This window comes from Pseudomonas sp. 05N432 (assembly GCF_056396945.1).
This window is the reverse complement of record NZ_JBFTMM010000019.1, coordinates 262,782-286,687: the sequence shown is the minus strand read 5'-3', so window position 1 is coordinate 286,687 and position 23,906 is coordinate 262,782. Positions and strand designations below refer to the sequence as shown.

The 23,906-nt window shown below is 57.5% G+C and carries 26 protein-coding genes; 9 read left to right on the top strand and 17 right to left on the bottom strand.

All coding sequences use genetic code 11. The features are described from left to right. Positions 1–113 precede the first annotated feature (113 nt). From AC1DHT_RS22495 to AC1DHT_RS22485, 3 genes are all read right to left on the bottom strand, one after another. Positions 114–869: a DeoR/GlpR family transcriptional regulator gene (locus AC1DHT_RS22495; protein WP_054593817.1), complete on the bottom strand. Its 756-nt coding sequence runs from the start codon at positions 867–869 to the stop codon at positions 114–116. A gap of 95 nt (positions 870–964) precedes the next feature. Further along, entirely contained in the window at positions 965–2,470 is a 1,506-nt protein-coding gene (gene glpK, locus AC1DHT_RS22490) for a glycerol kinase GlpK (RefSeq protein ID WP_427536262.1), read from the bottom strand. Positions 2,471–2,547: 77 nt separating this feature from the next. Next, a complete protein-coding gene (locus tag AC1DHT_RS22485; RefSeq protein ID WP_427536260.1) occupies positions 2,548–3,399 on the bottom strand; it encodes an MIP/aquaporin family protein in 852 nt (283 codons plus the stop codon). A 369-nt stretch (positions 3,400–3,768) separates the two neighbouring features. Between AC1DHT_RS22485 and ybaK the strand changes: the two genes are divergently transcribed. Continuing rightward, positions 3,769–4,239, top strand: a complete 471-nt coding sequence (ybaK, locus tag AC1DHT_RS22480) for a Cys-tRNA(Pro) deacylase (protein WP_019693367.1) — start codon at positions 3,769–3,771, stop codon at positions 4,237–4,239. Between the two features lie 98 nt (positions 4,240–4,337). Beyond that, positions 4,338–5,120, top strand: a complete 783-nt coding sequence (locus tag AC1DHT_RS22475; RefSeq protein WP_427536257.1) for a PhzF family phenazine biosynthesis protein — start codon at positions 4,338–4,340, stop codon at positions 5,118–5,120. Between the two features lie 89 nt (positions 5,121–5,209). Here AC1DHT_RS22475 and AC1DHT_RS22470 read toward each other — a convergent pair whose 3' ends face one another. Further along, on the bottom strand, positions 5,210–6,319 hold the full coding sequence (locus AC1DHT_RS22470) for an ABC transporter ATP-binding protein (protein WP_427536255.1): 1,110 nt from the start codon (positions 6,317–6,319) through the stop codon (positions 5,210–5,212). After that, positions 6,316–7,236: an ornithine carbamoyltransferase gene (gene argF / locus AC1DHT_RS22465; RefSeq protein WP_427536253.1), complete on the bottom strand. Its 921-nt coding sequence runs from the start codon at positions 7,234–7,236 to the stop codon at positions 6,316–6,318. Before argF ends, AC1DHT_RS22470 begins: the two co-directional genes overlap by 4 nt. 415 nt (positions 7,237–7,651) lie before the next feature. On the opposite strand from argF, the gene AC1DHT_RS22460 reads away from it, so the two are divergent. The 3 genes from AC1DHT_RS22460 (at position 7,652) to grxD (ending at position 10,612) form a co-directional block, all read left to right on the top strand. Next, complete coding sequence (locus AC1DHT_RS22460) at positions 7,652–7,942, top strand: hypothetical protein (RefSeq protein WP_427536251.1); 291 nt, start codon at positions 7,652–7,654, stop codon at positions 7,940–7,942. A 124-nt stretch (positions 7,943–8,066) separates the two neighbouring features. After that, positions 8,067–10,175 (top strand): molybdopterin oxidoreductase family protein, encoded by a 2,109-nt coding sequence (locus AC1DHT_RS22455; protein ID WP_427536249.1) that lies wholly within the window; start codon positions 8,067–8,069, stop codon positions 10,173–10,175. A 95-nt stretch (positions 10,176–10,270) separates the two neighbouring features. Next, positions 10,271–10,612, top strand: coding sequence for a Grx4 family monothiol glutaredoxin (gene grxD, locus AC1DHT_RS22450; protein ID WP_019693361.1), 342 nt, complete (start codon positions 10,271–10,273; stop codon positions 10,610–10,612). 106 nt (positions 10,613–10,718) lie between these two features. On the opposite strand, the gene bfr is transcribed toward grxD, so the two are convergent. Together bfr and AC1DHT_RS22440 are read right to left on the bottom strand one after the other, a co-directional pair. Then, entirely contained in the window at positions 10,719–11,192 is a 474-nt protein-coding gene (bfr, locus tag AC1DHT_RS22445) for a bacterioferritin (RefSeq protein WP_427532978.1), read from the bottom strand. Positions 11,193–11,390: 198 nt separating this feature from the next. Next, the gene (locus AC1DHT_RS22440) at positions 11,391–11,609 is read right to left on the bottom strand and encodes a bacterioferritin-associated ferredoxin (protein WP_019693359.1); all 219 of its coding nucleotides are present in this window, start codon (positions 11,607–11,609) and stop codon (positions 11,391–11,393) included. 316 nt (positions 11,610–11,925) lie between these two features. Here AC1DHT_RS22440 and AC1DHT_RS22435 point away from each other — a divergent pair, with 316 nt between their 5' ends. Next, positions 11,926–12,528 carry a peroxiredoxin gene (locus AC1DHT_RS22435; RefSeq protein ID WP_019693358.1) on the top strand — a complete coding sequence of 201 codons (603 nt, stop codon included), beginning with the start codon at positions 11,926–11,928 and terminating at the stop codon, positions 12,526–12,528. A gap of 74 nt (positions 12,529–12,602) precedes the next feature. On the opposite strand, the gene rnt is transcribed toward AC1DHT_RS22435, so the two are convergent. Together rnt and pyrC are read right to left on the bottom strand one after the other, a co-directional pair. Further along, entirely contained in the window at positions 12,603–13,277 is a 675-nt protein-coding gene (gene rnt, locus AC1DHT_RS22430) for a ribonuclease T (protein WP_054593807.1), read from the bottom strand. Further along, entirely contained in the window at positions 13,274–14,320 is a 1,047-nt protein-coding gene (gene pyrC, locus AC1DHT_RS22425) for a dihydroorotase (RefSeq protein WP_427536247.1), read from the bottom strand. The genes rnt and pyrC overlap by 4 nt, the downstream gene beginning before the upstream one ends. A 156-nt stretch (positions 14,321–14,476) precedes the next feature. On the opposite strand from pyrC, the gene AC1DHT_RS22420 reads away from it, so the two are divergent. Both AC1DHT_RS22420 and AC1DHT_RS22415 read left to right on the top strand, forming a co-directional pair. Beyond that, the gene (locus tag AC1DHT_RS22420; RefSeq protein WP_427536245.1) at positions 14,477–15,385 is read left to right on the top strand and encodes a flagellar protein MotY; all 909 of its coding nucleotides are present in this window, start codon (positions 14,477–14,479) and stop codon (positions 15,383–15,385) included. A 129-nt stretch (positions 15,386–15,514) separates the two neighbouring features. Next, positions 15,515–16,732 carry an argininosuccinate synthase gene (locus tag AC1DHT_RS22415; protein WP_019693354.1) on the top strand — a complete coding sequence of 406 codons (1,218 nt, stop codon included), beginning with the start codon at positions 15,515–15,517 and terminating at the stop codon, positions 16,730–16,732. Between the two features lie 197 nt (positions 16,733–16,929). Here AC1DHT_RS22415 and AC1DHT_RS22410 read toward each other — a convergent pair whose 3' ends face one another. Beyond that, a complete protein-coding gene (locus tag AC1DHT_RS22410; RefSeq protein ID WP_427536243.1) occupies positions 16,930–17,622 on the bottom strand; it encodes a hypothetical protein in 693 nt (230 codons plus the stop codon). A 484-nt stretch (positions 17,623–18,106) separates the two neighbouring features. Here AC1DHT_RS22410 and AC1DHT_RS22405 point away from each other — a divergent pair, with 484 nt between their 5' ends. Beyond that, a complete protein-coding gene (locus AC1DHT_RS22405; RefSeq protein WP_054593803.1) occupies positions 18,107–18,733 on the top strand; it encodes a response regulator transcription factor in 627 nt (208 codons plus the stop codon). Between the two features lie 186 nt (positions 18,734–18,919). Here the strand turns inward: AC1DHT_RS22405 and AC1DHT_RS22400 are convergent, their stop codons facing one another. From AC1DHT_RS22400 to AC1DHT_RS22370, 7 genes are all read right to left on the bottom strand, one after another. Beyond that, a complete protein-coding gene (locus AC1DHT_RS22400; protein ID WP_019693351.1) occupies positions 18,920–19,099 on the bottom strand; it encodes a PA3496 family putative envelope integrity protein in 180 nt (59 codons plus the stop codon). 107 nt (positions 19,100–19,206) lie between these two features. Next, entirely contained in the window at positions 19,207–19,845 is a 639-nt protein-coding gene (gene nth / locus AC1DHT_RS22395) for an endonuclease III (protein ID WP_427532975.1), read from the bottom strand. A gap of 25 nt (positions 19,846–19,870) precedes the next feature. Continuing rightward, positions 19,871–20,461, bottom strand: coding sequence for an Rnf-Nqr domain containing protein (locus AC1DHT_RS22390; protein ID WP_427536241.1), 591 nt, complete (start codon positions 20,459–20,461; stop codon positions 19,871–19,873). Further along, positions 20,458–21,063 carry an RnfABCDGE type electron transport complex subunit G gene (locus tag AC1DHT_RS22385; RefSeq protein WP_427536239.1) on the bottom strand — a complete coding sequence of 202 codons (606 nt, stop codon included), beginning with the start codon at positions 21,061–21,063 and terminating at the stop codon, positions 20,458–20,460. Before AC1DHT_RS22385 ends, AC1DHT_RS22390 begins: the two co-directional genes overlap by 4 nt. Beyond that, positions 21,060–22,058, bottom strand: coding sequence for an RnfABCDGE type electron transport complex subunit D (locus tag AC1DHT_RS22380; protein WP_427536237.1), 999 nt, complete (start codon positions 22,056–22,058; stop codon positions 21,060–21,062). Before AC1DHT_RS22380 ends, AC1DHT_RS22385 begins: the two co-directional genes overlap by 4 nt. Continuing rightward, a complete protein-coding gene (gene rsxB / locus AC1DHT_RS22375; RefSeq protein ID WP_427536235.1) occupies positions 22,045–23,259 on the bottom strand; it encodes an electron transport complex subunit RsxB in 1,215 nt (404 codons plus the stop codon). The genes AC1DHT_RS22380 and rsxB overlap by 14 nt, the downstream gene beginning before the upstream one ends. Further along, positions 23,256–23,843: an Rnf-Nqr domain containing protein gene (locus AC1DHT_RS22370; protein ID WP_427536233.1), complete on the bottom strand. Its 588-nt coding sequence runs from the start codon at positions 23,841–23,843 to the stop codon at positions 23,256–23,258. The genes rsxB and AC1DHT_RS22370 overlap by 4 nt, the downstream gene beginning before the upstream one ends. Positions 23,844–23,906 lie beyond the last annotated feature (63 nt).

The following is a 23,906-nucleotide window of genomic DNA, read 5'->3' as shown; positions in this document are numbered from 1 at the left end:
TGAATGGGCGGCCGTATTCGCGAGCAGGCTCGCTCACAGGGTCCGTGCAAACCCTGTGGGAGCGAGCCTGCTCGCGAAGGCGTCGGTACTGACGACGAATATGTCGGGGGGGGTTAAACCACTTCCAGCCGGATCTTGTGCTGGCTCAGCAGTTGCGCCAGTGCCGGAACCGGCGCGTGGTCGGTCACCAGGCAGTCGATCAGGCTGATCGGCCCCAGGCGGACCATGGCGTTGCGGCCGAACTTGCTGGAGTCTGCTGCCAGCAGGACTTGTCGGGCGTTGGCGATGATCGCCTGGGAGACCCGCACTTCCTGGTAGTCAAAGTCGAGCAGGCTGCCGTCTTCATCGATACCGCTGATGCCGACCAGTGCAAAGTCGACCTTGAACTGGTTGATGAAGTCGACGCAGGCCTGACCGACTACGCCGCCATCACGGCGCACGTTGCCACCGGCAAGCAGGACTTCGAAGTCATCCTTGGCGCTGAGGATCGAGGCGACGTGCAGGTTGTTGGTGATCACCTTGAGATGGCTGTGATTGAGCAGCGCCCGGGCGATGGATTCGGTGGTGGTACCGATATTGATGAACAACGAGGCATGATCGGGGATTTGTGCGGCGATGGCTTCGGCGATGCGTTGTTTCTCATCGCGCATCTGATCGGCACGCATGGCATAGGCGGTGTTTTCGACACTTGAATCGTAAGCGGCGCCGCCATGATAGCGGCGCAGCAAATTCACTTCCGCCAATTGATTGATATCGCGGCGGATGGTCTGCGGTGTAACAACAAATAGCTGAGCCATTTCCTCGATGCTGACGTAGCCGCGTTCGCGGACCAGTTCGAGGATTTGCTGCTGACGGGGAGGCAGATTCATAGGGCTTCCTTTGGGCTGCCGTGCAAAATTTGCCCATGATGCCGTACGAATCACCTCCCTACCAGTTACATACCGATACGAATCCGCTACTTGGCTTATTCAGCGCCTTCGTGCGGCTCCCAGTCGCGGGTGCGGCTGACGGCTTTTTTCCAGCCGGCGTAGAGTTTTTCCTTCGCTGTTTCGTCCAATTGCGGGTCGAACTCGCGCTCGATCACCGCCTTGCCGCGCAGTTCGTCCAGGCTGCCCCAGAAACCGCAGGCCAGGCCGGCCAGGTAGGCGGCGCCCAGTGCAGTGGTTTCACGCATTTGCGGGCGCTCGACCTTGGTGCCGAGGATATCCGCCTGGAATTGCATCAGGAAGTTGTTGGCGACCGCACCGCCGTCTACGCGCAGAGCCTTGAGTCGTTCGCCGGAGTCGTGTTGCATGGCGTCGAGTACGTCGCGAGTCTGGTAGGCAATCGACTCCAGTGCTGCGCGAATGATGTGATCGACGCGTACGCCGCGAGTCAGGCCGAACAGCGCGCCACGGGCATACGGGTCCCAGTACGGGGCGCCGAGGCCGGTGAAGGCGGGTACCAGGTACACGCCGTTGCTGTCCTTGACCTTATTGGCGAAGTATTCGGTGTCGTGAGCGTCGTTGATGATCTTCAGCTCGTCGCGTAGCCACTGAACGGTGGAGCCGCCGTTGAACACTGCGCCTTCCAGTGCGTAGGCCACTTCGCCGCGTGGGCCGCAGGCGATGGTGGTGAGCATGCCGTGCCGGGATTTAACCGCTTTGTCGCCGGTGTTCATCAGCAGGAAGCAGCCGGTGCCGTAGGTGTTTTTCGCTTGGCCCGGTTCAACGCACATCTGGCCGAACAACGCGGCCTGCTGGTCGCCGGCAATACCGCCGATGGCGATGCCGCTCTTGGTGTGGCCATAGATTTCCGATGACGACTTGACCTCCGGGAGCATCTCGCGCGGGATGTCCAGCACTTCGAGCATCTTCGCGTCCCACTCCAGGGTGTGGATGTTGAAGAGCATGGTGCGCGAGGCGTTGGTGTAGTCGGTGACGTGGGTCTTGCCGCCGGTAAATTTCCAGATCAGCCAGCTGTCGACGGTGCCGAACAGCAGTTCGCCTTTGCGTGCGCGTTCGCGGCTGCCTTCGACGTTGTCGAGGATCCACTTGAGTTTGGTGCCGGAGAAGTACGGGTCGGTGACCAGGCCAGTGGTTTCGCTGATGTACTGCTCATGCCCGTCGCGCTTGAGTTGCTGGCAGATCTCGGTGCTGCGGCGGCACTGCCAGACGATTGCGTTATAGATCGGCCGACCGGTGGTCTTGTCCCAGACCACGGTGGTTTCACGCTGGTTGGTGATGCCGATGGCCGCCACCTGATCATGATGCAGGCCGGCTTGCGCCAGGGCCTCGACCATCACGGCGCTTTGGGTAGCGAAGATTTCCATCGGGTCGTGTTCGACCCAGCCGGCCTGCGGGTAATGCTGGGCGAATTCACGTTGCGCAGTGCAGACCACGTTGGCGTCACGGTCGAAAATGATCGCCCGGGAGCTGGTCGTACCCTGATCAAGGGCAATGATGTAGTTCTTATTCTGAGTGTCGGTCATGTCGATTGCCTTGGACGAAATAAGGGAATGGGTCGGGGCGCGTGATCAATAGTGGGCAGGATCACGCGCTACCGCGTTCAGGAAATTCGTGCTTTGCCGTCAATGGCCTGTACTGCATCCTTTGTAGCAATTACGGGGCTTGGCAGGTGACGGGCAATCAGCCCGCGGTACGCTGCTGCGCCGAGGCAAGCACCCAGGATCGGTGCAAAGATCGGAATCAGGAAGTACGGAATATCACGGCCGCCAGTGAAGGAAATTTCACCCCAGCCGGCGAAGAAAGTCATCAGTTTAGGGCCGAAGTCTCGCGCGGGGTTCATTGCAAAACCGGTCAGCGGGCCCATCGAGCTGCCAATGACGGCGATCAGCAGGCCGATCAACAGTGGTGCCAGCGGGCCTTTAGGCAGGCCATTGTTGTCGTCGGTCAGGGACATGATCACGCCCATCAGGATGGCGGTGATGATCACCTCTACCAGGAACGCCTGGGCTGTCGACAGGGCAGGGTTCGGGAACGTGGAGAAGACCGAGGCCAGTTCGAGGCTGGCTTGTGTGCCACGAACCATCTGGTGAGTTTGTTCGAAATCGAAGAACAGGTTGCTGTAAAGCGTGTAAACCAACAATGCTGCGCAGAAGGCGCCAGCGACCTGGGAGAAGATGTAGAGCGGCAGTTTACGCTTCTCGAAATCGGCGAATATGCACAGCGCGATGCTGACGGCCGGGTTCAGGTGAGCGCCTGAAACGCCCGCGGTCAGGTAGATCGCCATGCTGACACCGATCCCCCAGATGATGCTGATTTCCCATAGCCCAAAGCTGGCACCCGCGACTTTGAGCGCGGCAACACAGCCAGTACCAAAAAAAATCAATAAGGCAGTACCCAGGAACTCGGCCATGCATTGGCTCGAGAGCGATGGTTGTTGCGATGCAGTTGTCATTGAAAACCTCGTTTTTGTTGTTGTTGGGCGCTCTTCTCGAAATGGTCAGGGCGCGATTTTCACCGAGGCAGGATCCCCATCCAGGTCTCGGCCTACTGCCGGGTACTACGCAGAAACGTTTATGCATTATTCAGATTCGAAAAAATATAGACAAGAAATGCTGATGTCAAAGGTCGAAAGTGAACTATCAGTCATATTTAAACTATTAATCAGGTGAGTGATCATTTGGATGGCCCCGGGAAGCGGCTGGATTTTGTCCCACGCTTGGCTGTTCCTGGGCGGGAAGGAGCAGGTAATAGAGCCTTTTGCTCGGTGATGGCCTAGAATCCAGCGCAGTATTTTTCTGCTACCGCCAGGCTTGGAGCTGCCATGACCCCCGCATTGGATCTGTTGAAAAAAGTTCGTGCCGAACATCGCGTGCACAGTTATGAACATGATCCGAAGGCTGCGTCCTACGGTCTGGAGGCAGCGGAAAAGCTCGGGCTGGATCCGGCGCAAGTGTTCAAGACGCTGCTGGCGGCGAGTGAGAAGGGTGAGTTGCTGGTGGCCGTTGTACCGGTCGTCGGAAGTCTGGATTTGAAAGCGTTGGCGCATGCCGCCGGGGTGAAGAAAGTCGAAATGGCTGATCCCGCCGCGGCGCAACGGGCGACCGGTTACTTGCTGGGGGGCATCAGTCCGTTGGGGCAGAAGAAGCGTTTGCGCACGTTCATCGATAACAGTGCTCAGCCTTTCGCGAGTATTTACGTCAGTGCGGGCCGACGTGGTCTTGAGGTCGAATTGGCGGCGACGGTGCTGGCCGAGCACACCCAGGCCACATTCGCCGATATCGGCCGGGCCTGACTGCCGCGCTGTATGGTGAAAATCGGCAGGTTCTGTCTCTGGTAGCCGGGTAGTGGCCGTTGCATGCTCGCCTTCGCCTAACAAGAGGGAGAACACTCATGCAGCTAGCGTTTCATCAGGTCGACGCGTTCAGTGATCAACCGTTCAGTGGCAATCCGGCAATGGTCTATCGGCTCGAGACCTGGCTCGCCGATGACTTGATGCAAAAAATCGCCGCCGAGCACAACCTTGCCGAAACCGCGTTTGTGGTGCGTGAGGCGCAAGGCTGGCGTATCCGCTGGTTCACGCCGACCACCGAAGTGCCGTTGTGCGGCCATGCAACGCTGGCCAGCGCTTATGTGTTGTTCGAGGTCTATAAAGAACCGGCCGAGCGCCTGGACTTCATCAGCAAGTCCGGCCCCTTGAGTGTGAGTCGGGAAGGTGAGCGGCTATGGCTGAACTTTCCGGCGATTGAACTGCGCGAAGTCGGCGTGACCCTCGATGTGGAGCGGGCGCTGGGTGTGCAGGCGGTGGATGTACTGGGTTCCAACGAATTGTTCGTAGTGCTGGAGTCGGAGCAGGCGGTGCTCGATTGCCAGCCGGACATGGCCGCGCTGGCGAAGCTGCCTTGGCCCGGCGCGATCGTGACTGCGTCGGGTTCGCGGCATGATTTCGTCTCGCGGTACTTCGCACCGGCCATCGGTATCAACGAAGACCCGGTCACCGGCTCGACTCATTGCAGCCTGATTCCGTACTGGTCGCAGCGTTTGGATAAATCGAGCCTGACGGCGTATCAGTGTTCGGCGCGGGGCGGGGCATTGTTCTGCCGCCTGGAAGGGGATCGGGTGAAGATCGGGGGACATGCGACGCTGGTGGCCAGCGGAACCTTGATGCTCGGCTGACGAAGGCCTACTGGAGTATCAGTCGACATCATCGTTAACTGACGCGCAGCCATCGCGAGCAGGCTCGCTCCCACATTGGTCTGCAGTGTTCAACTGGCGGTGCTGTACCGACGAACCCCGGACTCTACCGCTGGAATGTGCGCCACCGTGCTGCCGGCTGCCTGGAACAGCACCAGGTGTTCGGCGGCCACGCGAATGCCGACATCGGCGCCGACCAGATGATCGGCATGGCTCGGGAAGATCGACTCCAGTTGGCAGCCGGTCGGTAACTGCAGTCGATACAACGTCGATGCACCCAGAAAGGTCTTGCCAACGATCCGTGCCTTCAGTGGGCTGTCGGGCGCGTAAACGATATCGTCCGGGCGCAGCAACACATCCACCGCGCCGCCTGCTGGCCAGGTGTACGCGCGATTACCACGCAGCACACCGAGTTCGGTCTGCACCGATTCCGGGGTCTGCAGCTGACCGCGAATGAAATAACCCTGACCGATAAAGCTCGCCACAAACGGTGTTTGCGGCTCGTGGTAGAGGTTGTAAGGGGTGTCCCACTGCTCCAGTCGACCCTCCTTGAACACACCAACCTGATCGCTGACGGCAAAGGCTTCTTCCTGGTCGTGAGTCACCAGAATTGCACTGGTACCACGGGCCTTGAGGATGTCCCGGACTTCATGGCTGAGCTTGCGGCGTAATTCGCCATCGAGGTTGGAGAACGGTTCATCGAGCAACAGCAGTTGCGGCTCCGGTGCCAACGCCCGGGCCAGTGCAACACGTTGTTGCTGGCCGCCAGAGAGTTCGTGCGGGAAGCGCTTGCCGAGGTGCTTCAGGTTGACCAGCTCAAGCATCTCTTCGGTGACCCGATCCTGCTGCGGATGCTTGCGAATGCCGAAGGCGATGTTCTCGGCTACGCTCAGGTGCGGAAACAGTGCGTAGTCCTGGAACACCATGCCGATCCGGCGTTTCTCCGGCGCGAGGGTGAAACCGGCGCTGGAGATAGTTTCACCGGCCAGCTGGATTTCCCCTTCGTGAACCGGTTCAAAGCCTGCAATCGCCCGCAGGGTGGTGGTCTTGCCGCAGCCGGAAGAACCGAGCAGGCAACCGATGTCACCGGCATTGAGGTGCAGGTTGAGGTTCTGGACGACCCGCTGGTCCTGATAACCACAGGCCAGATTACGCAGGTTCAGCAGTAATGGATGACTCATGCGTGGTGGTACGAAGGCTCAACGAGAAACTCGAGCAAGGCCTTTTGCGCATGCAGACGGTTCTCGGCCTGATCCCAGGCAACCGAACGCGGGTCGTCGAGCAGATCGAGGCTGATTTCTTCACCGCGGTGGGCGGGCAGGCAGTGCATGAACAACACGTCCTCGGCGGCCAGATCGAGCAGGGCACGATTAACCTGGAACGGTGCGAACAGCTTGAGGCGCTTGGCGGTTTCTTCTTCCTGGCCCATGGAGGTCCAGACGTCGGTGCTGACCAGATGAGCGCCGCGTACCGCTTCCCGAGGATCGCGGACGATGGTCACCCGATCGCCGGCCTTGGCCACGAACTCAGGGTTTGGTTCATAGCCTTCAGGGCAGGCGATGCGCAACTGGAAGTCGAACTGGATCGCCGCTTCTATATAGCTGTTGCACATGTTGTTGCCGTCACCGATCCAGGCCACGGTCTTGCCCTGGATCGAGCCGCGATGTTCGAGGAATGTCTGCATGTCGGCCAGCAACTGACACGGGTGCAGGTCATCGGACAGGCCGTTGATCACGGGCACGCGCGAGTTGGCGGCGAATTCGGTCAGGGTGCTGTGGGCGAAGGTACGGATCATCACCGCGTCGAGCATGCGCGACATGACGATGGCGCAGTCGCCGATCGGTTCGCCGCGACCCAGTTGGGTGTCACGGGGCGACAGGAAAATCGCCTGGCCGCCAAGCTGGATCATGCCGGCTTCAAACGACAGTCGGGTGCGCGTGGAGGATTTCTCGAAGATCATCCCGAGCACGCGATTTTTCAACGGCTCGAACAGTACGCCGCGGTTACGCAGGTCTTTGAGCTCAATGCCTCGACGGATCACGCTGACCAGCTCTTCGGGCGTGCAATCCATCAGGGAGAGAAAGTGCCTTGCGCTCATCATTGACTACCTTTTTGCAACAGACCGCAGATACTCAAAGCCTTGTTTAACTGAAAAACGGGCGAGACCYGCGGCGAAAGCCGCACGGGGCGACGAAATAGGGGAAGACGCGATATTGACATTAAATGTCGCGTCTTACCAATAGGCTACGGTTTTTGGGGAATTTCAGAGGGGCTACGGGATGACCGCAGTCGCGCTTTTAAAGCCTGTTTCCTGACAGCCGCGACCTCTTTGTACACTGCCCTTGCGCGCCTTGGCAATCAAGCGGGGCGGGCTAAGCACAGTCTCGGTCGGTTTCTGACCTATCGGCCGAGGGTGGTGGCAGGCAGGATCCAGCCTGCCTTCGCTTGAAACATTTGCTAATGCAAAGTGCTGGGTTATAACTAAGTCACGAGTGACACAGGAAGCCTTTGGAATGGAATCGAAAGAACAGCAATTGTTGGAGCTGCTGGGCCTCACGGCACGCACCTTGACTCACCTGACCGCTTCCATGACCTCAATGTCCTTTGAGTTGATGCGCAGCGAGGATGAGGTGACCAAGGCAGCAGGTCGACGGATGATCGACCGCATGGCCACTGTCAGCGCCGGGCTCGACGAGCACTGGCGCCTGATCGGTGAACTCACGGGTGTGTACATTGCCCAGGAGCAGATCGAAACCGTCCAGGAAATCCAGCTTCAAGCGCCCTCCAGGCTTCCCCAGGGCTAATATCGGCGGGCCTGATGGGGCTCGATTCACAAGACGAACGTCGCTGGCGCAGCGCTCGGTCACAGCCCATAGTTTTGTTCCCGCAACCTGATACAGGTTGCCTCGAATAAAACAGAGAATGGCCATGACCAAGACTCTTCATCACCGTGCCTGCCACCTGTGTGAAGCCATTTGCGGCTTGACCATCGAAACCACTGCAACCGAAGACGCTGGCGTGCAAATCACCTCGATCAAGGGTGATCCGCAGGACAGCTTCAGTCGCGGCCATATCTGCCCCAAGGCAGTGGCGCTGCAAGATATCCAGAACGACCCCGACCGCCTGCGACAGCCGATGCTGCGGGTCGGCAGCGAGTGGAAAGCGATTGCCTGGGACGAGGCTTTCGCTCTGGTAGCTGAACGCCTGTCGGCGATTCAGGAGCGCCATGGCCAGAACGCCGTCGCGGTTTATCAGGGCAACCCCAGCGTGCACAACTATGGGTTGATGACCCACAGCAATTACTTCCTCGGCTTGCTCAAAACCCGCAATCGTTTCTCTGCAACTTCAGTCGATCAATTGCCTCAACATCTCACCAGCCATTTGATGTACGGCCATGGTTTGCTGCTGCCGATCCCGGACATCGATCACACCGATTTCATGCTGATCCTGGGCGGTAATCCGCTGGCCTCCAACGGCAGCATCATGACCGTGCCGGATGTCGAAAAACGCTTGAAGGCGATTCAGGCCCGGGGCGGCAAAGTGGTGGTGGTCGATCCGCGTCGCAGCGAAACGGCAGCGATTGCCGATCAACATATATTTGTCCGTCCAGGCGGTGATGCGGCGCTGTTATTCGGGTTGCTCAATACCGTGTTCGCCGAAGGCTTGAGCCGTGACAGTCATTTGCCGGTAGACGGGCTGGAGGAGGTTCGTCAGGCCGTCGCATCCTTTAGTGCCGAGGTCATGAGCCCGCTGTGCGCCGTGCCGGCCGAGCAGATCCGTCAGTTGGCGCGAGACTTCGCCAAGGCGAAGACCGCCGTGTGTTATGGCCGTATGGGTGTTTCGACCCAGGCGTTCGGCACTTTGTGTCATTGGCTGGTGCAACTGATCAATCTGGTCACCGGCAACCTGGATCGGGTCGGCGGCGCGCTGTGCACCGAGCCTGCGGTCGATCTGGTGGCGTCCACCTCGGGCGGGCATTTCAATCGCTGGCAAAGCCGCGTGTCTGGCCGTCCGGAATACGCCGGTGAGTTGCCAGTCTCGGCGCTGGCCGAAGAGATGCTCACCGAAGGCGAAGGGCAGGTGCGGGCGTTGATCACCGTAGCCGGTAACCCGGTGTTGTCGACGCCTAATGGCCGGCAACTGGAGCAGGCGCTGGATGGGTTGGAATTCATGCTCAGCATTGACCTGTATATCAACGAGACCACGCGTTATGCCGACCTGATTCTGCCGTCGACCTCGGCGCTGGAAAACGACCACTACGACACCACGTTCAATATGTTCGCGGTGCGCAACGTCAGCCGTTTCAACCGGGCAATCCTGCCCAAGCCCGAAGGCGCGCTGCACGATTGGGAGATTTTCGTTGGCCTGGCCCAAGCCTTTGCGGCGAAAACCGGCAAAGAGCTGAAGCCGACGATGCCTCCGGCGAAGATGATCGACCTCGGTTTGCGAGCCGGGCGCTATGGTGATGCGTCGCCGCACAAACTGTCGGTGGCGACCTTGTTTGATCATCCTCATGGGGTCGATCTGGGCGCTCTTCAGGCAAACCTGGCACCGCGACTGAAAACCGCCAACCAGCGCGTGCAGGCGGCGCCACCGGCGATCCTGGCTGATCTTGCGCGGTTTGCCGCATTGCAGGCACCGGTAGCCGATGAGCTATTGATGATCGGCCGCCGCCATGTGCGCAGCAATAACTCATGGATGCATAACTACCACCGTCTGGTGAAAGGCAAACCGCGTCATCAGTTGCTGATGCACCCGGACGATCTTTCCAGTCGCGGGCTCAGCGATGGACAGCGGGTGCGGGTCAGCTCGCGGGTCGGGGTAATTGAAGTCGAAGTGCTGAGCAGCGTGGAGATGATGAAAGGCGTGGTCAGCCTGCCGCACGGTTGGGGGCATGCCCGGCCGGGCGTGCAGATGACCATTGCCATGGGGCAGCCAGGCTCCAGCGCCAATGACCTGACCGATGAGCGCCAGCTCGATGAGTTGTCCGGAAATGCAGCGCTTAATGGTGTACCGGTGACCGTCGCGGCAGCGTAAGTGTCTGTCGGGGAGACCGAGCATGGCGCTCGGCTTTCCGTTACAATGCGTCACCGTGCCGACAACTGAGTCGGAAAGTTCAGCCGAGGTGCTTCATGGATATCATCGAAACTATTAAAGAGCAGATTGCTAACAACACCATTCTGCTTTACATGAAAGGCTCGCCGAATGCCCCACAGTGTGGCTTCTCCGCGAAAGCCGCTCAGGCCGTCATGGGCTGTGGTGAGAAGTTCGCTTATGTGGACATCCTGCAGAACCCGGAAATCCGTGCCAACCTGCCAAAGTACGCCAACTGGCCAACCTTCCCGCAATTGTGGGTTGCTGGTGAGCTGGTCGGTGGTAGCGACATCATGACTGAAATGGCCGCTGACGGTTCGTTGCAGGCCCTGATCAAAGACGCTGCGGCCAAAGCTGCTGCTGGCAAGACCGAAGCCTGATTTATAGGCAGAAGCGGCCGTCCGGCCGCTCCTGCTGGTAATAAAAAGCCCCGCCTCTCGTAAGAGGGCGGGGCTTTTTATTGAGTCGAGATCAGCGCCGTAGAAGTTATTCGTCGCCCATCTGCGATTGCAGATAGTTCTCCAGACCGACTTTATCGATCAGGCTCAGTTGAGTTTCCAGCCAGTCGATATGTTCTTCTTCGGATTCGAGAATATCTTCGAGCAGTTCACGGCTGCCGAAGTCCCCGACTGTTTCGCAATGAGCGATAGCCTCTTTGAGGTCGGCATGGCCGGTACGCTCGATGCGCAGGTCACACTCAAGCATTTCCTTGGTGTGCTCGCCGATGTGCAGCTTGCCCAGGTCCTGGACGTTTGGCAGGCCTTCCAGGAACAGGATGCGCTTGATCAGCTTGTCCGCGTGTTTCATCTCGTCGATGGATTCGTGGTACTCGTGCTTGCCGAGCTTGTTCAGGCCCCAATCTTCATACATGCGTGCATGCAGGAAATACTGATTGATTGCGACCAGCTCATTGCCAAGAATCTTGTTGAGGTGCTGGATAACCGTGATGTCGCCTTTCATGTGGGGTCCTGCCCTTTAATTACCCTGTAGACGGCGAAGTCTGAGCTTGGCAGTTGTTAGTGTCAAACCTAAGTTATTGAATACTATATGAAAATTAATCGGAATAAGAATGTTTGTGTTCCGCATCCTAACGCTAAGCGATTGAATTACAGGCATAAAAAAACCGGACGCTAAGTCCGGTTCTTTCGAATGTTCTATTTACGCTGCCGAAAATTCTACAGGGTAGGGGATCGCCGCCTGGCTCAATTGCAATTCGGCCAGGGTCTCGCGTACCACTTGCTTGGCAAGGCAGGCGCATTTTCCACATTGGCCGGCAACGCCGGTAGCCTGGCGTACCTCGCGGTAGCTGCAGCAACCTTCATAGATCGCATCGCGGATTTTTCCGTCGGTGACACCAGTGCAAAGGCAGACATACATAAATTGAGAACCGTCGTGGGTTATGGCTCGGTTGCGACGGATCTTAATGTTAACGAGAATGATTGTCAAAGTGGTTTCGGCACGCTTTGCGCCAGAACAGCGACAGCCTGACGAACGGCATAATGCGGCCCGGGATGGTGTCATTACGCCTGCGCCGAGGTTTTTGATGTCGTTGTAAAAAGCGCTAAGGACAGGCGAAAAACGCGGTGTATGATGTGCGGTCTTTGCGAAGGGCACTCGAGTCATGAACCTGTCGTTTATTGGCGACAGACTGGTTCGATGCCGTTCTTCACGCCACCACACCAGGAGATATCCAATGAGCGTACTCGTAGGCAAACAAGCCCCTGACTTCACCGTACCGGCCGTACTCGGCAATGGCGAGATCGTTGACAGCTTCACCCTGTCCTCGGCCATCAAAGGCAAATACGGCCTGGTGTTCTTCTATCCACTGGACTTCACCTTCGTTTGCCCGTCCGAGCTGATCGCTCTGGACCACCGCATGGCTGACTTCAAGGCTCGCAACGTTGAAGTGATCGCTGTTTCGATCGACTCGCACTTCACCCACAACGCCTGGCGCAACACCCCGATCAATGCCGGCGGCATCGGTCAGGTTCAGTACATCATGGCTGCTGACATGAAGCACGACATCGCCAAGGCCTACGACGTTGAGTCCGAAGGCGGCGTGGCTTTCCGTGGCGCATTCCTGATCGACGACAAGGGCGTTGTTCGCTCGCAAATCGTCAACGACCTGCCACTGGGTCGTAACATGGAAGAGCTGATTCGCCTGGTCGACGCCCTGCAATTCCACGAAGAGCACGGCGAAGTTTGCCCGGCCAACTGGAAAAAAGGCGACAAGGGCATGACCGCTTCGCCAGAAGGCGTTGCTGCTTACCTGACCGAGAACGCTGGCAAGCTGTAAGCCACGCGTCAGGCATAAAAAAACCGGCCGCCAAGGCCGGTTTTTTTATGGGCGGGATAAATCCTGCGACTGAATCAGTCGTTGAAATCTTCCCAGCCGCCCATTTGTTTCCAGCGATTGACGATGCCGCAGAACAGCTCGGCAGTCTTCTCGGTATCGTAGCGAGCCGAGTGGGCCTCGCGACCGTCGAAGTCGATATCGGCAGCCTGGCACGCTTTGGCCAGGACCGTTTGACCATAAGCCAGACCGGCCAGTGTCGCGGTGTCGAAGCTGGAGAACGGGTGAAACGGATTGCGCTTCATGTCCAGGCGCGCAACGGCGGCATTGAGGAAGCCCAGGTCGAAGCTGCTGTTATGGCCGACCAGGATCGCCCGTTTGCAGCCGTTGGCTTTCAGCGCCTTGCGTATGCCACGGAAGATGTCGGTCAGTGCCGCTTCTTCACTCACGGCCATGCGCAGTGGGTGATCGAGCTTGATCCCGGTGAATTCCAGCGCCGCGGCTTCGATGTTGGCGCCTTCGAACGGTTCTACACGGAAGAAATAGGTGTGATCGGGGTACACAAAACCTTTTTCGTCCATGCTGATAGTCGTGGCGGCAATTTCCAGCAAGGCGTCAGTGGCACAGTTGAAACCACCGGTTTCAACGTCGACGACAACGGGCAAGTATCCACGGAACCTGGCTGCCATCGGGTGACGTGAACCACCTCCGCCTGAACTTTCCTGTTCGTCGTCGAAATGGTCTTCACTCACGCGTGTTCCTCCAGCAGGCGCCAGCGCAGTTTTTCACCGGCGCGCAGCGGGATGACAGTCAGCTCGCCGAACGGCAGGCTGGTTGGGGCGGTCCATTCTTCGCGGACCAGGGTAATGCGGTCGGTGTTCGCCGGCAGGCCGTAGAAGCGCGGGCCGTTGAGGCTGGCGAAGGCTTCGAGCTTGTCCAGCGCATTGCGCTGTTCAAAGGCTTCGGCGTACATCTCGATCGCGGCATAAGCGGTGTAGCAACCGGCACAGCCACACCCGGCTTCTTTTGCGTGTTGGGCGTGCGGGGCCGAGTCTGTGCCCAGGAAGAACTTCTCGCTGCCGCTGGTAGCGGCGTCAAGCAGGGCGACCTGATGGGTATTGCGCTTGAGAATCGGCAGGCAATAGAAGTGCGGACGAATCCCGCCCACCAGCATGTGGTTGCGGTTATACAGCAGGTGGTGAGCGGTGATGGTTGCGCCAACGTTGGCCGGAGCCTCGTTGACGAACTGCACGGCATCGCGGGTAGTGATGTGTTCGAACACCACTTTGAGCGTTGGGAAACGCTCCACGACCCGACGCATGTGCTCGTCGATGAAGACTTTTTCGCGGTCGAAGACATCGACGTCGCCGCGGGTGATTTCACCATGAATCAGCAAGGGCATCCCGACCTCGGCCATGGCCTCGATCGCGGGGAAGATCTTGTCGATGCTGGTAACACCGGAATCCGAGTTGGTGGTCGCGCCAGCCGGATACAGCTTGGCAGCGTGAACGAAACCGCTGGCCTTGGCCTCGCGAATTTCATCGGGTGTAGTCCGGTCGGTCAGGTAAAGCACCATCAGCGGTTCGAAACGGCTGCCGGCCGGGCGCGCAGCGAGAATACGCTGGCGATAGGCGTCGGCTTCAGCGGCGTTACGCACCGGTGGTACCAGGTTAGGCATGATGATCGCGCGACCAAAGGTGCGCGCGACATCCGCGACAGTATTGGGCAACACAGCACCATCGCGAAGATGAATATGCCAGTCGTCGGGACGCAGCAGGGTCAGGCGGTCGGACATTGGGGATTCCAGGCGGGTCAAACTCAAGGGAATGCTACCGGAAAAGACTCATCCAGGCACTCGCTATCAAGTTTTGCAGCAAGCTTCCGATATCACAAAGGTATGCCGTAATTATATGTATCGGTCTTTTTGTTGTAGAAGCCAGTGGAGCCTCCCGTGCGCCAGCGTTATTTAGCCTTGCTCAGCGTGTTTGCCAGCCTTCCTGCCATGGCGCTCACTTTCCAGACGCGTCTGGAGAGCATCGAGTGGACGGTCGAAGGCGACAAATTCGAATGTCGCCTGAGCCAGCCGATTGCCGATTTCGGTTCGGGCGAGTTCGTGCGGCGCGCAGGCGAGCAGGCCACCTTTCGTCTGAAGGCCTACAACCCGATGATCACCGGCGGCTCGGCGACGTTGCTGGCCGCCGCTGCGCCTTGGCAGCCGGGGCGCGGCGATATCAATCTGGGGTCGGTCAAGGTTGGCAGCGGTGATGTGCTGTTCAACAGCTCGCAACTCCAGGCCGGACGCCTTATCGGCGGTTTGATGGACGGTCGCAGTCCGCTGATTCGGCATTATTCGCGCGATGGCGGAGTGTCGGAAGTCCGTTTGTTGCCGGTCAGTTTCAGCAAGGCCTACGCCGATTATCAGGCGTGTGTCGCCAAGTTGCTGCCGATGAATTACGAGCAGGTGAAGCAGGCTGAGGTTGGTTTTCCGGGCGGTGGTATCGATCTGGACGCGCAGGCCAAGGCCAAGCTGCAGGTCATGCTGACCTTCATGAAGGCCGACCCGACGGTCAATCACATCGAACTCGACGGTCATTCCGATAACAGTGGCAATCGCCTGACCAACCGTGATCTGTCCCGGCGCAGAGCGCTGGCGGTGATGGACTTCTTCAAGGCTAATGGCATTCAGGAGTCGCAAATCACGATGCGCTTTCACGGCGAGCGTTATCCGTTGGCCCCCAACACCAACACCGCCAATCGGGCGAAGAATCGCCGGGTCAACGTTCACCTTGAGCGCGTTGCACCCACCGATAAACCGGCGCCGCAAGTCAGCTCGGCAAGCAGTGCCGCAACGACCTCCTGAACTGGCTGAAATAGTCGCCCGCTCGACATAATCTGTCGCTTCGTCATCATAAGCTGTCGCGCCTCTGTAATTTATCCTCTCACGGCGGTAGACTTCTCGGCTTTCCGTAGAACCCCGTGGAGTGATGGCATGGCGGACGTAAACAAGGTCGTTCTGGCGTATTCCGGCGGCCTGGACACTTCGGTGATCCTCAAGTGGCTGCAGGATACTTATAACTGTGAAGTGGTGACCTTTACCGCTGACCTGGGTCAGGGTGAAGAGGTCGAGCCGGCCCGCGCCAAGGCACAAGCCATGGGCGTAAAAGAAATCTACATCGACGATCTGCGCGAAGAATTCGTGCGTGATTTCGTTTTCCCGATGTTCCGCGCCAACACCGTTTACGAAGGCGAGTACCTGCTGGGTACTTCCATCGCTCGTCCGTTGATCGCCAAACGCCTGATCGAAATCGCCAACGAAACCGGCGCAGATGCCATTTCCCACGGTGCGACCGGCAAGGGCAATGACCAGGTTCGTTTCGAGCTGGGCGCTTATGCACTCAAGCCAGGCGTGAAAGTGATCGCCCCTTGGCGCGAGTGGGACCTGCTGTCCCGCGAGAAGCTGATGGATTATGCGGCGAAGCACGCGATCCCGATCGAACGTCACGGCAAGAAAAAATCCCCGTACTCGATGGACGCCAACCTGCTGCACATTTCCTATGAAGGCGGCGTGCTGGAAGACACCTGGACCGAGCACGAAGAAGACATGTGGCGCTGGACCGTCTCCCCGGAGAACGCTCCCGACAAGCCGCAATATCTGGAGCTGACTTACCGCAACGGCGACATCGTTGCACTGGACGGCGTCGAAATGACTCCGGCTACCGTGCTGGCGACCCTGAACCGTATCGGTGGCGAACACGGTATCGGCCGTCTGGACATCGTCGAGAACCGTTACGTGGGCATGAAGTCCCGTGGCTGCTACGAAACCCCTGGCGGCACCATCATGCTGCGTGCTCACCGGGCGATCGAGTCGATCACTCTGGACCGCGAAGTGGCTCACCTCAAAGACGAGCTGATGCCTAAATACGCCAGCCTGATCTACACCGGTTACTGGTGGAGCCCTGAGCGTCTGATGCTGCAACAGATGATCGATGCTTCCCAGGCGCATGTGAACGGTGTGGTTCGCCTGAAGCTGTACAAAGGCAACGTGATCGTCACCGGTCGCAAGTCCGATGAGTCGTTGTTTGATGCCAACATTGCTACCTTCGAAGAAGATGGCGGCGCCTACAACCAGGCTGATGCAGCCGGCTTCATCAAGCTGAACGCTTTGCGTATGCGCATCGCCGCAAACAAAGGCCGCAAGCTGTTCTGATGCGGTTGGCATGATCGACGATTGTGGCCCCGTTTGTAACGGGGCCACAATGTGATCGAGGAATTCGTGTGTGGCTGTTTGCCTTCTGAGTCCGTGTCACCAGGACTTTGTTTTTAACTTCCTGGATTGTCTATCCCCCCCCTTTCTGTTCTGTCTCTGTCAGAGACTATTTACCCGGCCACTGTACTGGGTCGGTGTCAGTGCCGGCTGACGACGGTCACCGCCAATGTGCTCAAGTTATAACTCATGTAAAAAGACTCTTTGGGCTCCAACGCTTTTGCATCTGATTTTTTGAGTGCTCTTTCGTTAATCAAATGTTCCGACTCGCCGCTTGTCAGAAAGACGATCACTTCACGGTGGTGGTGTTTCCTTGAATAGAGTGCGTTCATCAAATTGTCGACATCTTTCTTTTTGCGAATCCATCGTGCATCAATAATTCGCATGCCGTGTATCGACGCAGGTAAAGACACCGGGTGTTGAGTCGAAAGGTTCGCGATGAAGGTTATATAGGCGGGTGGAGCGGGCGCGCTCTGAAGAAGATAGTCGGGTTTACGTCCTTTGATTGAGTTGGGGTGATTGTCCTCTTCAACAGGGTCGTTGATGGAGGTGCTTCCGTTTTTTTCTGGTCGAGAAGCATCGTCGATGACTTTTACAAACTGCTTGCTCTTTTGGAAATCAGAAGGTGCATACAGTGATTTGTAGTTAAAGTTTAGTGTGATGAAAAATAAAAAGAGCAGGTAAAAAGGGAAGCTGATCAAAAACCAGATGTAAGTCTGGCGCTCCTCGTTGTCAAGAAAAGGCAACGATACGGCTGCCGACGTTTCGGAGAGCGTCGCGAATATTGCAATTATGGTCATCGGGTTGGATATTTTTTTTTGAGTTTTTGTCATTTTGATTACTCGTTAAATAGTGATCTATAGTGGATTCCTTGTGGGTGAAAATATTAAGTGGTAGTGGTTGTCGGGTATTGATTTATTACTTTTTGTAAAGGCTTTGTGGATCGGTCTGCTTTGCAGTTTTATCACTATTTTTAACGGATCAATAGCCTTGTTTTTGTGTGATTAATGTAGGTGGGTGAAAACGGGTTGTTTTGATAATAGACTCATGTTTCATGAATGGCCGGGATGGCGTGTGTATCGTCAGCTGTTTTTTTTTTGATGTCCGCAGAAAAAATACAGATGACCGGAGGAGGGTAAAGCCTCGAATAAACTTTAAGCGACATTGTTTTCTATGAAATCCTGTAGGGAAAATCCTTGTTGTTTGTAGGGATTGTCTCTCGGTGTAGGTGGTTGGGCTGGGCAGCATCCCAAGGTCGAAACGACTACGCTATTGTGCGGGCTCTAAAAATTCGAACAGCGAAAATTGGACTTGCCCATGAATAAAGTGCTGATCGTGGATGATCACCCCGTCATTCGTCTTGCTGTACGTATGCTAATGGAGCGTCATGGCTACGAAGTCATTGCCGAAACGGACAATGGTGTCGATGCCTTGCAACTTGCCCGTGAACAGATGCCGGATATCGTGATACTGGATATCGGTATTCCGAAACTGGATGGCCTGGAAGTTATTGCACGCTTGACCTCGACGACCATGCCTTTGAAAGTGTTGGTCTTGACGTCGCAGGCCCCCGGTCACTTTTCAATGCGTTGCATGCAGGCAGGGGCTGCCGGGTATGTCTGCAAACAGCAGGACCTCACCGAGTTGCTCAGTGCAATCAAGGCTGTATTGTCAGGATATAGCTACTTTCCGAATCAGGCGTTGCACTCGGTTCGCTCAAGTTTGGGAAACGCGAGTGAAGCAGACATGGTGGATCGGCTGTCAGGAAGGGAGATGATGGTTTTACAACAGTTGGCCCGAGGCAAGACCAACAAGGAAATTGCCGATGGAATGTTTCTCAGCAATAAAACCGTCAGTACTTACAAAACGCGTCTGCTATTAAAGCTCAATGCTCGCTCGCTGGTAGACCTGATCGAGCTTGCGCAGCGTAATGGTCTGGTTTGAATCTCTCGGGGCGAGTAGTGCTTTGTGCACGGAAAGCGTCTGAAGGTAAGCGGAATCTGATCGGTTTTTGAGTCGCCGGATGGCTTGCCCTGATGTCCCCGCCGCGCCGGACTCATTGAATCAGAGAGCATTGCCCAGCGCTTGAGGGAGTGCTGAAAAGCCTCCATTTCGGGAGGCTTTCAGGTGTTAAAGGTCAAAGTCGTAATCGGCCAGTTGCTTTTGCAAGCGGCGCTCCTCCAGGAGATTATCGATGGTGCGACGTTTGCTCAGGTTGGTCTTCGCTACCTCTACCACAGGCTCGGCATCATCGGCCTCAACGGAGATGAAGTCGTCTTCTGTGTCCAGTTGTTCTTTGCCAGTGCTCATAAGGTTAACTCCAGGCTAAGACTGCCATTGGCGCTTCTTATATCGACATTCTCCCGGCGGGTAAAAAAGATTTTTTCAATCGGTAAATCAATAAAGGTAATAGAGCCTCAATCGTCGGAGGTCTTTTGCTTGTATTCGCACAGGTCTTCGATACGGCAGCTGCCACAGCGGGGCTTGCGAGCCAGGCAAACGTAGCGCCCGTGGAGGATCAGCCAGTGATGGGAGTCGAGCAGATACTCCTTGGGCACAAACTTCATCAGTTTCTTTTCCACCTCGACGACATTCTTGCCTGGCGCTAACCCTGTGCGGTTGCTGACCCGGAAAATATGCGTGTCAACGGCCATGGTCAGCTGACGAAAAGCCGTGTTGAGCACCACGTTCGCGGTCTTTCTACCGACCCCGGGCAGCGCTTCCAGCTCCTCGCGGGTTTGCGGTACTTCACCGCCATGAAGCTCTACCAGCATTCGGCAGGTTTCGATGACGTTTTTTGCCTTGCTGTTGTACAGGCCGATGGTCTTGATGTACTCGGACAATCCTTCTACACCCAGCGCATAAATCGCGGCCGGAGTATTGGCTACCGGGAACAGCTTGGCGGTGGCCTTGTTGACGCCCACGTCGGTGGACTGCGCAGAAAGGATCACGGCGATCAGCAATTCGAAGGGTGACGAGTAGGCCAGTTCGGTTTTCGGTTCCGGATTGTCTTCGTGAAGCCGGCGGAAAATTTCCAGGCGTTTTGCGGCATTCATGAGTAGAGCAGTTCCTTGAAGGCGGTCAGTGTGAGGTTGAGGCACCAGGCCAGGCTTGTTTGGCGGCTATGAGCAGTCCCAGCAGGATAAACCCGCCGGGGGCGAGGACGGCCAGTCGTATGCCGCCATCAGCGGTAAACAGCCAGCCTTGCCCGCTGTAATCAATAATTCCGGTCAGCCAGGACACATGGCTGGCGAATGACCCATTGCCAAGAGCTTCTCGCAACACGCCCAGAACAACCGTCAGCCCGAAAAACAGGCTGGACAGGCGAATCCGGTCGCTCATGCTGGCCTGGGTAAAAAAGCCGTTGTGCTCCAGCACAATGCACTGCAGGGCAATCAGTCCTGCATACATTCCCAATTGCTGATGCAGTTCAAAGGCCCAGGCCTGTAATGCCAATGTTGCCAGGCTGGTCAATGTGGCGGCGAGCGCAATGCAGGTGATCAACTGCATGGACGGGACGATGCGCGGTCGCAATACGCTCATCTTCAGGCCGTAAACACCAATGACCAGCAGCGATAACAACGACAGGCCCAAGGCTTTTACCAAGGCGTCACTGGCGCCGATCAACGGGGTCAATATCAGCGAGTTCTGCAGCATCGAGGACTGGTTCATTGTCTGCTCCCGATCAGTTGTGGCTGATGCTCGTCGAAATAGCGTAACGCATCATGGATCGCGCTGATCACCGCCCTGGAAGTGACGGTTGCGCCGATCAACTGGTCGAATTGCCCCTGATCTTTTTTCAGCGCCCAGCCACTGTCACCAGGGTCGTTGCGCGACTTGCCGAAAAAGCCCTGAAGCCAGGGATTGGGCTGGTCGGCGATTTTTCCTCCCAGCCTGGGTGTTTCCGATTGCTTGAGGGTTTTGACCCCCAGCAACTTGCCGTTGATGTCGATCACGATCAGCAGTTCGATCGCGTTTTCGTAACCCGTCACCTGGCTGCGTAATATCACTGCACTGGGTTTTCCGCCTGCTGTGGCCAGGTAACCGCCCAACAAGGTGCTGTTGCTCAGCGCGATATCCTTGAGTTCGAGTGGCTGGTCCAAAGGCTGATTGTCGTAGCTGCCGGCTGGCAGCATGTCGAACAGCTTGTGGCTTTCAATCAAGCGCTGTTCAGCCGAGATCCGCGGTGCGGCGGCGTGTTGCAGGAAAAATGTCGCGCCTGCGCCCAATCCGGCCACGACCACCAGCATCAGCACACTGAAATTCCGGTTCATGGCGTACGAGGCTCTGGTTGTGCAGCGGCGAGGCGTTCCAGGGCCGGTACGCAGAGATTCATCAGCAGCACCGCAAAGGCCACCCCGTCGGGATAGCCGCCCCAGGTTCGAATCAGGTAGGTCAGCAGACCGACGCCCGCGCCGAACATCAAGCGGGCTTTGGGACTCTTCGCTCCCGATACCGGTTCGGTCACGATAAAGAATGCCCCGAGCATGCTCGCACCCGTCAGCAAGTGAAAGAGCGGCGAGCCGTGGGAGTCCGAACCGGAGCCGTTCCAGCACAGCAGGCTGATGACGAACAGACTGCCGAGCATGCCGACCGGCGCATGCCAGCTGAACATCCGCTGCTGTAACAGGAACGCGCCGCCGGCGAGGAAAGCCAGATTCACCCATTCGATACCGTTACCACCCATGTGGCCAAACGCCGGGTTGCCGGCGAAGAGTTCGTCCATGGTCAGGCTTTTGTTGATTCGCAGGCTATCCAGCGCCGTGGCCGTCACCCAGGCGTCGGGCTGCTCGGCGCCGCTGAAATTGAAACCGAAAACCTGTTGCAGGCCGGCGAGCAGATTTATCCCGTGGGACGTTGGCCAGTGGGTCATCTGTCGCGGGAAACACACCAGCACCAGCGCAAAACCGAGCATGGCCGGATTGAACGGGTTTTTGCCAACGCCACCATAAAGGTGCTTGCCGAAAAACATCGCGAATGCCGCAGCGCTGACCGTCAGCCACCATGGACAGTAAGGCGGTAGCGCCAGTGCGAGCAAGGTGGCGCTGACCAATGCGCTGCCGTCGTTCAACGCAGGCTTGAGTGGGTACTTGCGCAAGCGCAACACCAGCGCTTCAACCGCTAACGCGCTGCCGCAGGCTAGCAGCAGATTGATCAGAACGCCCCAGCCAGATAACCAGAACAACACCAGCATGCCTGGCACGGTGGCCAGTAACACCCGCTTCATCGCCTGTTGCAGGCGATCATCGACCGGTTCAAGGGGCGACATAGGCGTTTACCTGGCGCTCGGCTTCGCAGAGCCGTTCGCGGGCCTTGGCCAAGAGCTCCGCCGGCGTATCAGGATGCCGCTCGAGCTTGCTGACATCGGCGCGGGCATAAGCCAGTTCGGTTTTCAGTTGCCGCAGTTGAGCGTCGATGGGACGTTTTTCGACGCGTAGCAGATCGGGGGCCGGTTTTTCGCTGGCGCCTTCGGCAGCGTGCAGCGCCTGTTCCGCTTGAGCGAGGGCCACGCCGAGTGCTTCCAGTTGCTCGGCGGGTACTTCGCTGGCCTGGGCTTTTTTCAGCTCAGCGCGACGCATCGCCAGCTGGATTTTTGCGCGTTTGAGTTCGGCATCGTTGGCCGGCGCCGTCGATTGCACGGGTACTGGCGGCACCGTGCTTTCGAGCTGCGCCAGGACCTGCTCGGCGGCTTCGAATTGCTGCTGCAAAATGATCAGCTGCGACTGTTGTTCAAAGGTCGGTGGATGCCCGAATGCCTTCAATGATTTGTTCAACTGCGCGCGGCTCATCGCCACATCGATCTTGGCTTTTTTCAGCGCGGCATCGGCGGCAGCGGTTTTTTGTGCCTGAACCCGGGCAATGGCGTCCTGCAGCGGAGTATTGCTGGCGTCGCTGTGCTGTGCGGCTTTTTGCGCGCGGGCCAGTCGTTCAGCGTGCTTTTGCTCTTCCTCACGACGCAGGCGCGCATTGCGCTGTTCGAAGCGTTGTCGGGCGTGATCGCGTTTAGCCGTGCGTGCCCGCAGTTCTTCGGGCGTGAATGCCAGACCACCGACAATCGGCAGCACTTTGTCCGAGGGCAATGGATGCATTTCGATGCAATCCACCGGGCAGGGTGCTACACAAAGATCGCAGCCGGTGCATTCGTCGATCAGCACCGTGTGCATCAGTTTTGCCGCGCCGACAATCGCGTCTATCGGGCAGGCCTGAATGCACTTGGTGCAGCCGATGCATTCGGCTTCACGGATAAATGCAATTTGCGCCGGTGCCGAGCCACGGCTGGTGTCCAGTTCCAACACCGGGATTTTCAGCAGTTCGGCCAACGCTGAAATGGTCTCGTTGCCGCCCGGCGGGCACTTGTTGATTGCCTCGCCATTGGCGATGCCTTCAGCGTAGGGCTTGCATCCGGGGTGGCCGCATTTGCCGCATTGGGTCTGCGGCAGGAGTGCGTCGATACGTTGAATCAGACTCATGTTTTGATCAGTCCGCTGAAGCCGAGAAATGCCACTGCGATCAGTCCGGCGCTGATCAGGTCGATCGGCAGGCCACGAAAGGGCAGGGGCACATCGTTATTGAGAATGCGCTGGCGCAGGTCGCTGAACAGACTCAGCACCAGCCAGAAACCCAGCCCGGCGCCAAGACATAGCGCTGCGTGATAGCCAAAGCCTTTGTCGCCCTGCATGCCGAACAGGCTCAGCCCCAGCACGCCAGCGTTGCCGAGCAACAACGGCCACAAGCCGTCGAACGGTAACTGCGGCAGGGCACGCGTCAGCAGATTCAGCACCGGGGTAATCAGCAGTACGCTCAAGGGCAAAAACACAAACAGGTACAAGGACGTCAGCCCAAGCGGTATCAGCAACCAGTGATAGGCCGCGTAACCCAGAACGCCGCTGAGCAACATCAGGCAGGTGGTTGCAATGCCCAGGGCATGAACCTGACGCCGTTCGATGGCAGGCTCACGCGTCGATTTCATCAACGGATCGACACCCAGCGGCCAGTGCACGATGAAGTTATTGATCAGGGCGGTGCTGATGAGCGTGAGCAGAATGTCGGTCATGGGCGTGCCGGGTTGAGCGAACGGGCCTGTGCATAAAGATTAGGCATTATCCGGCAAGCAGAT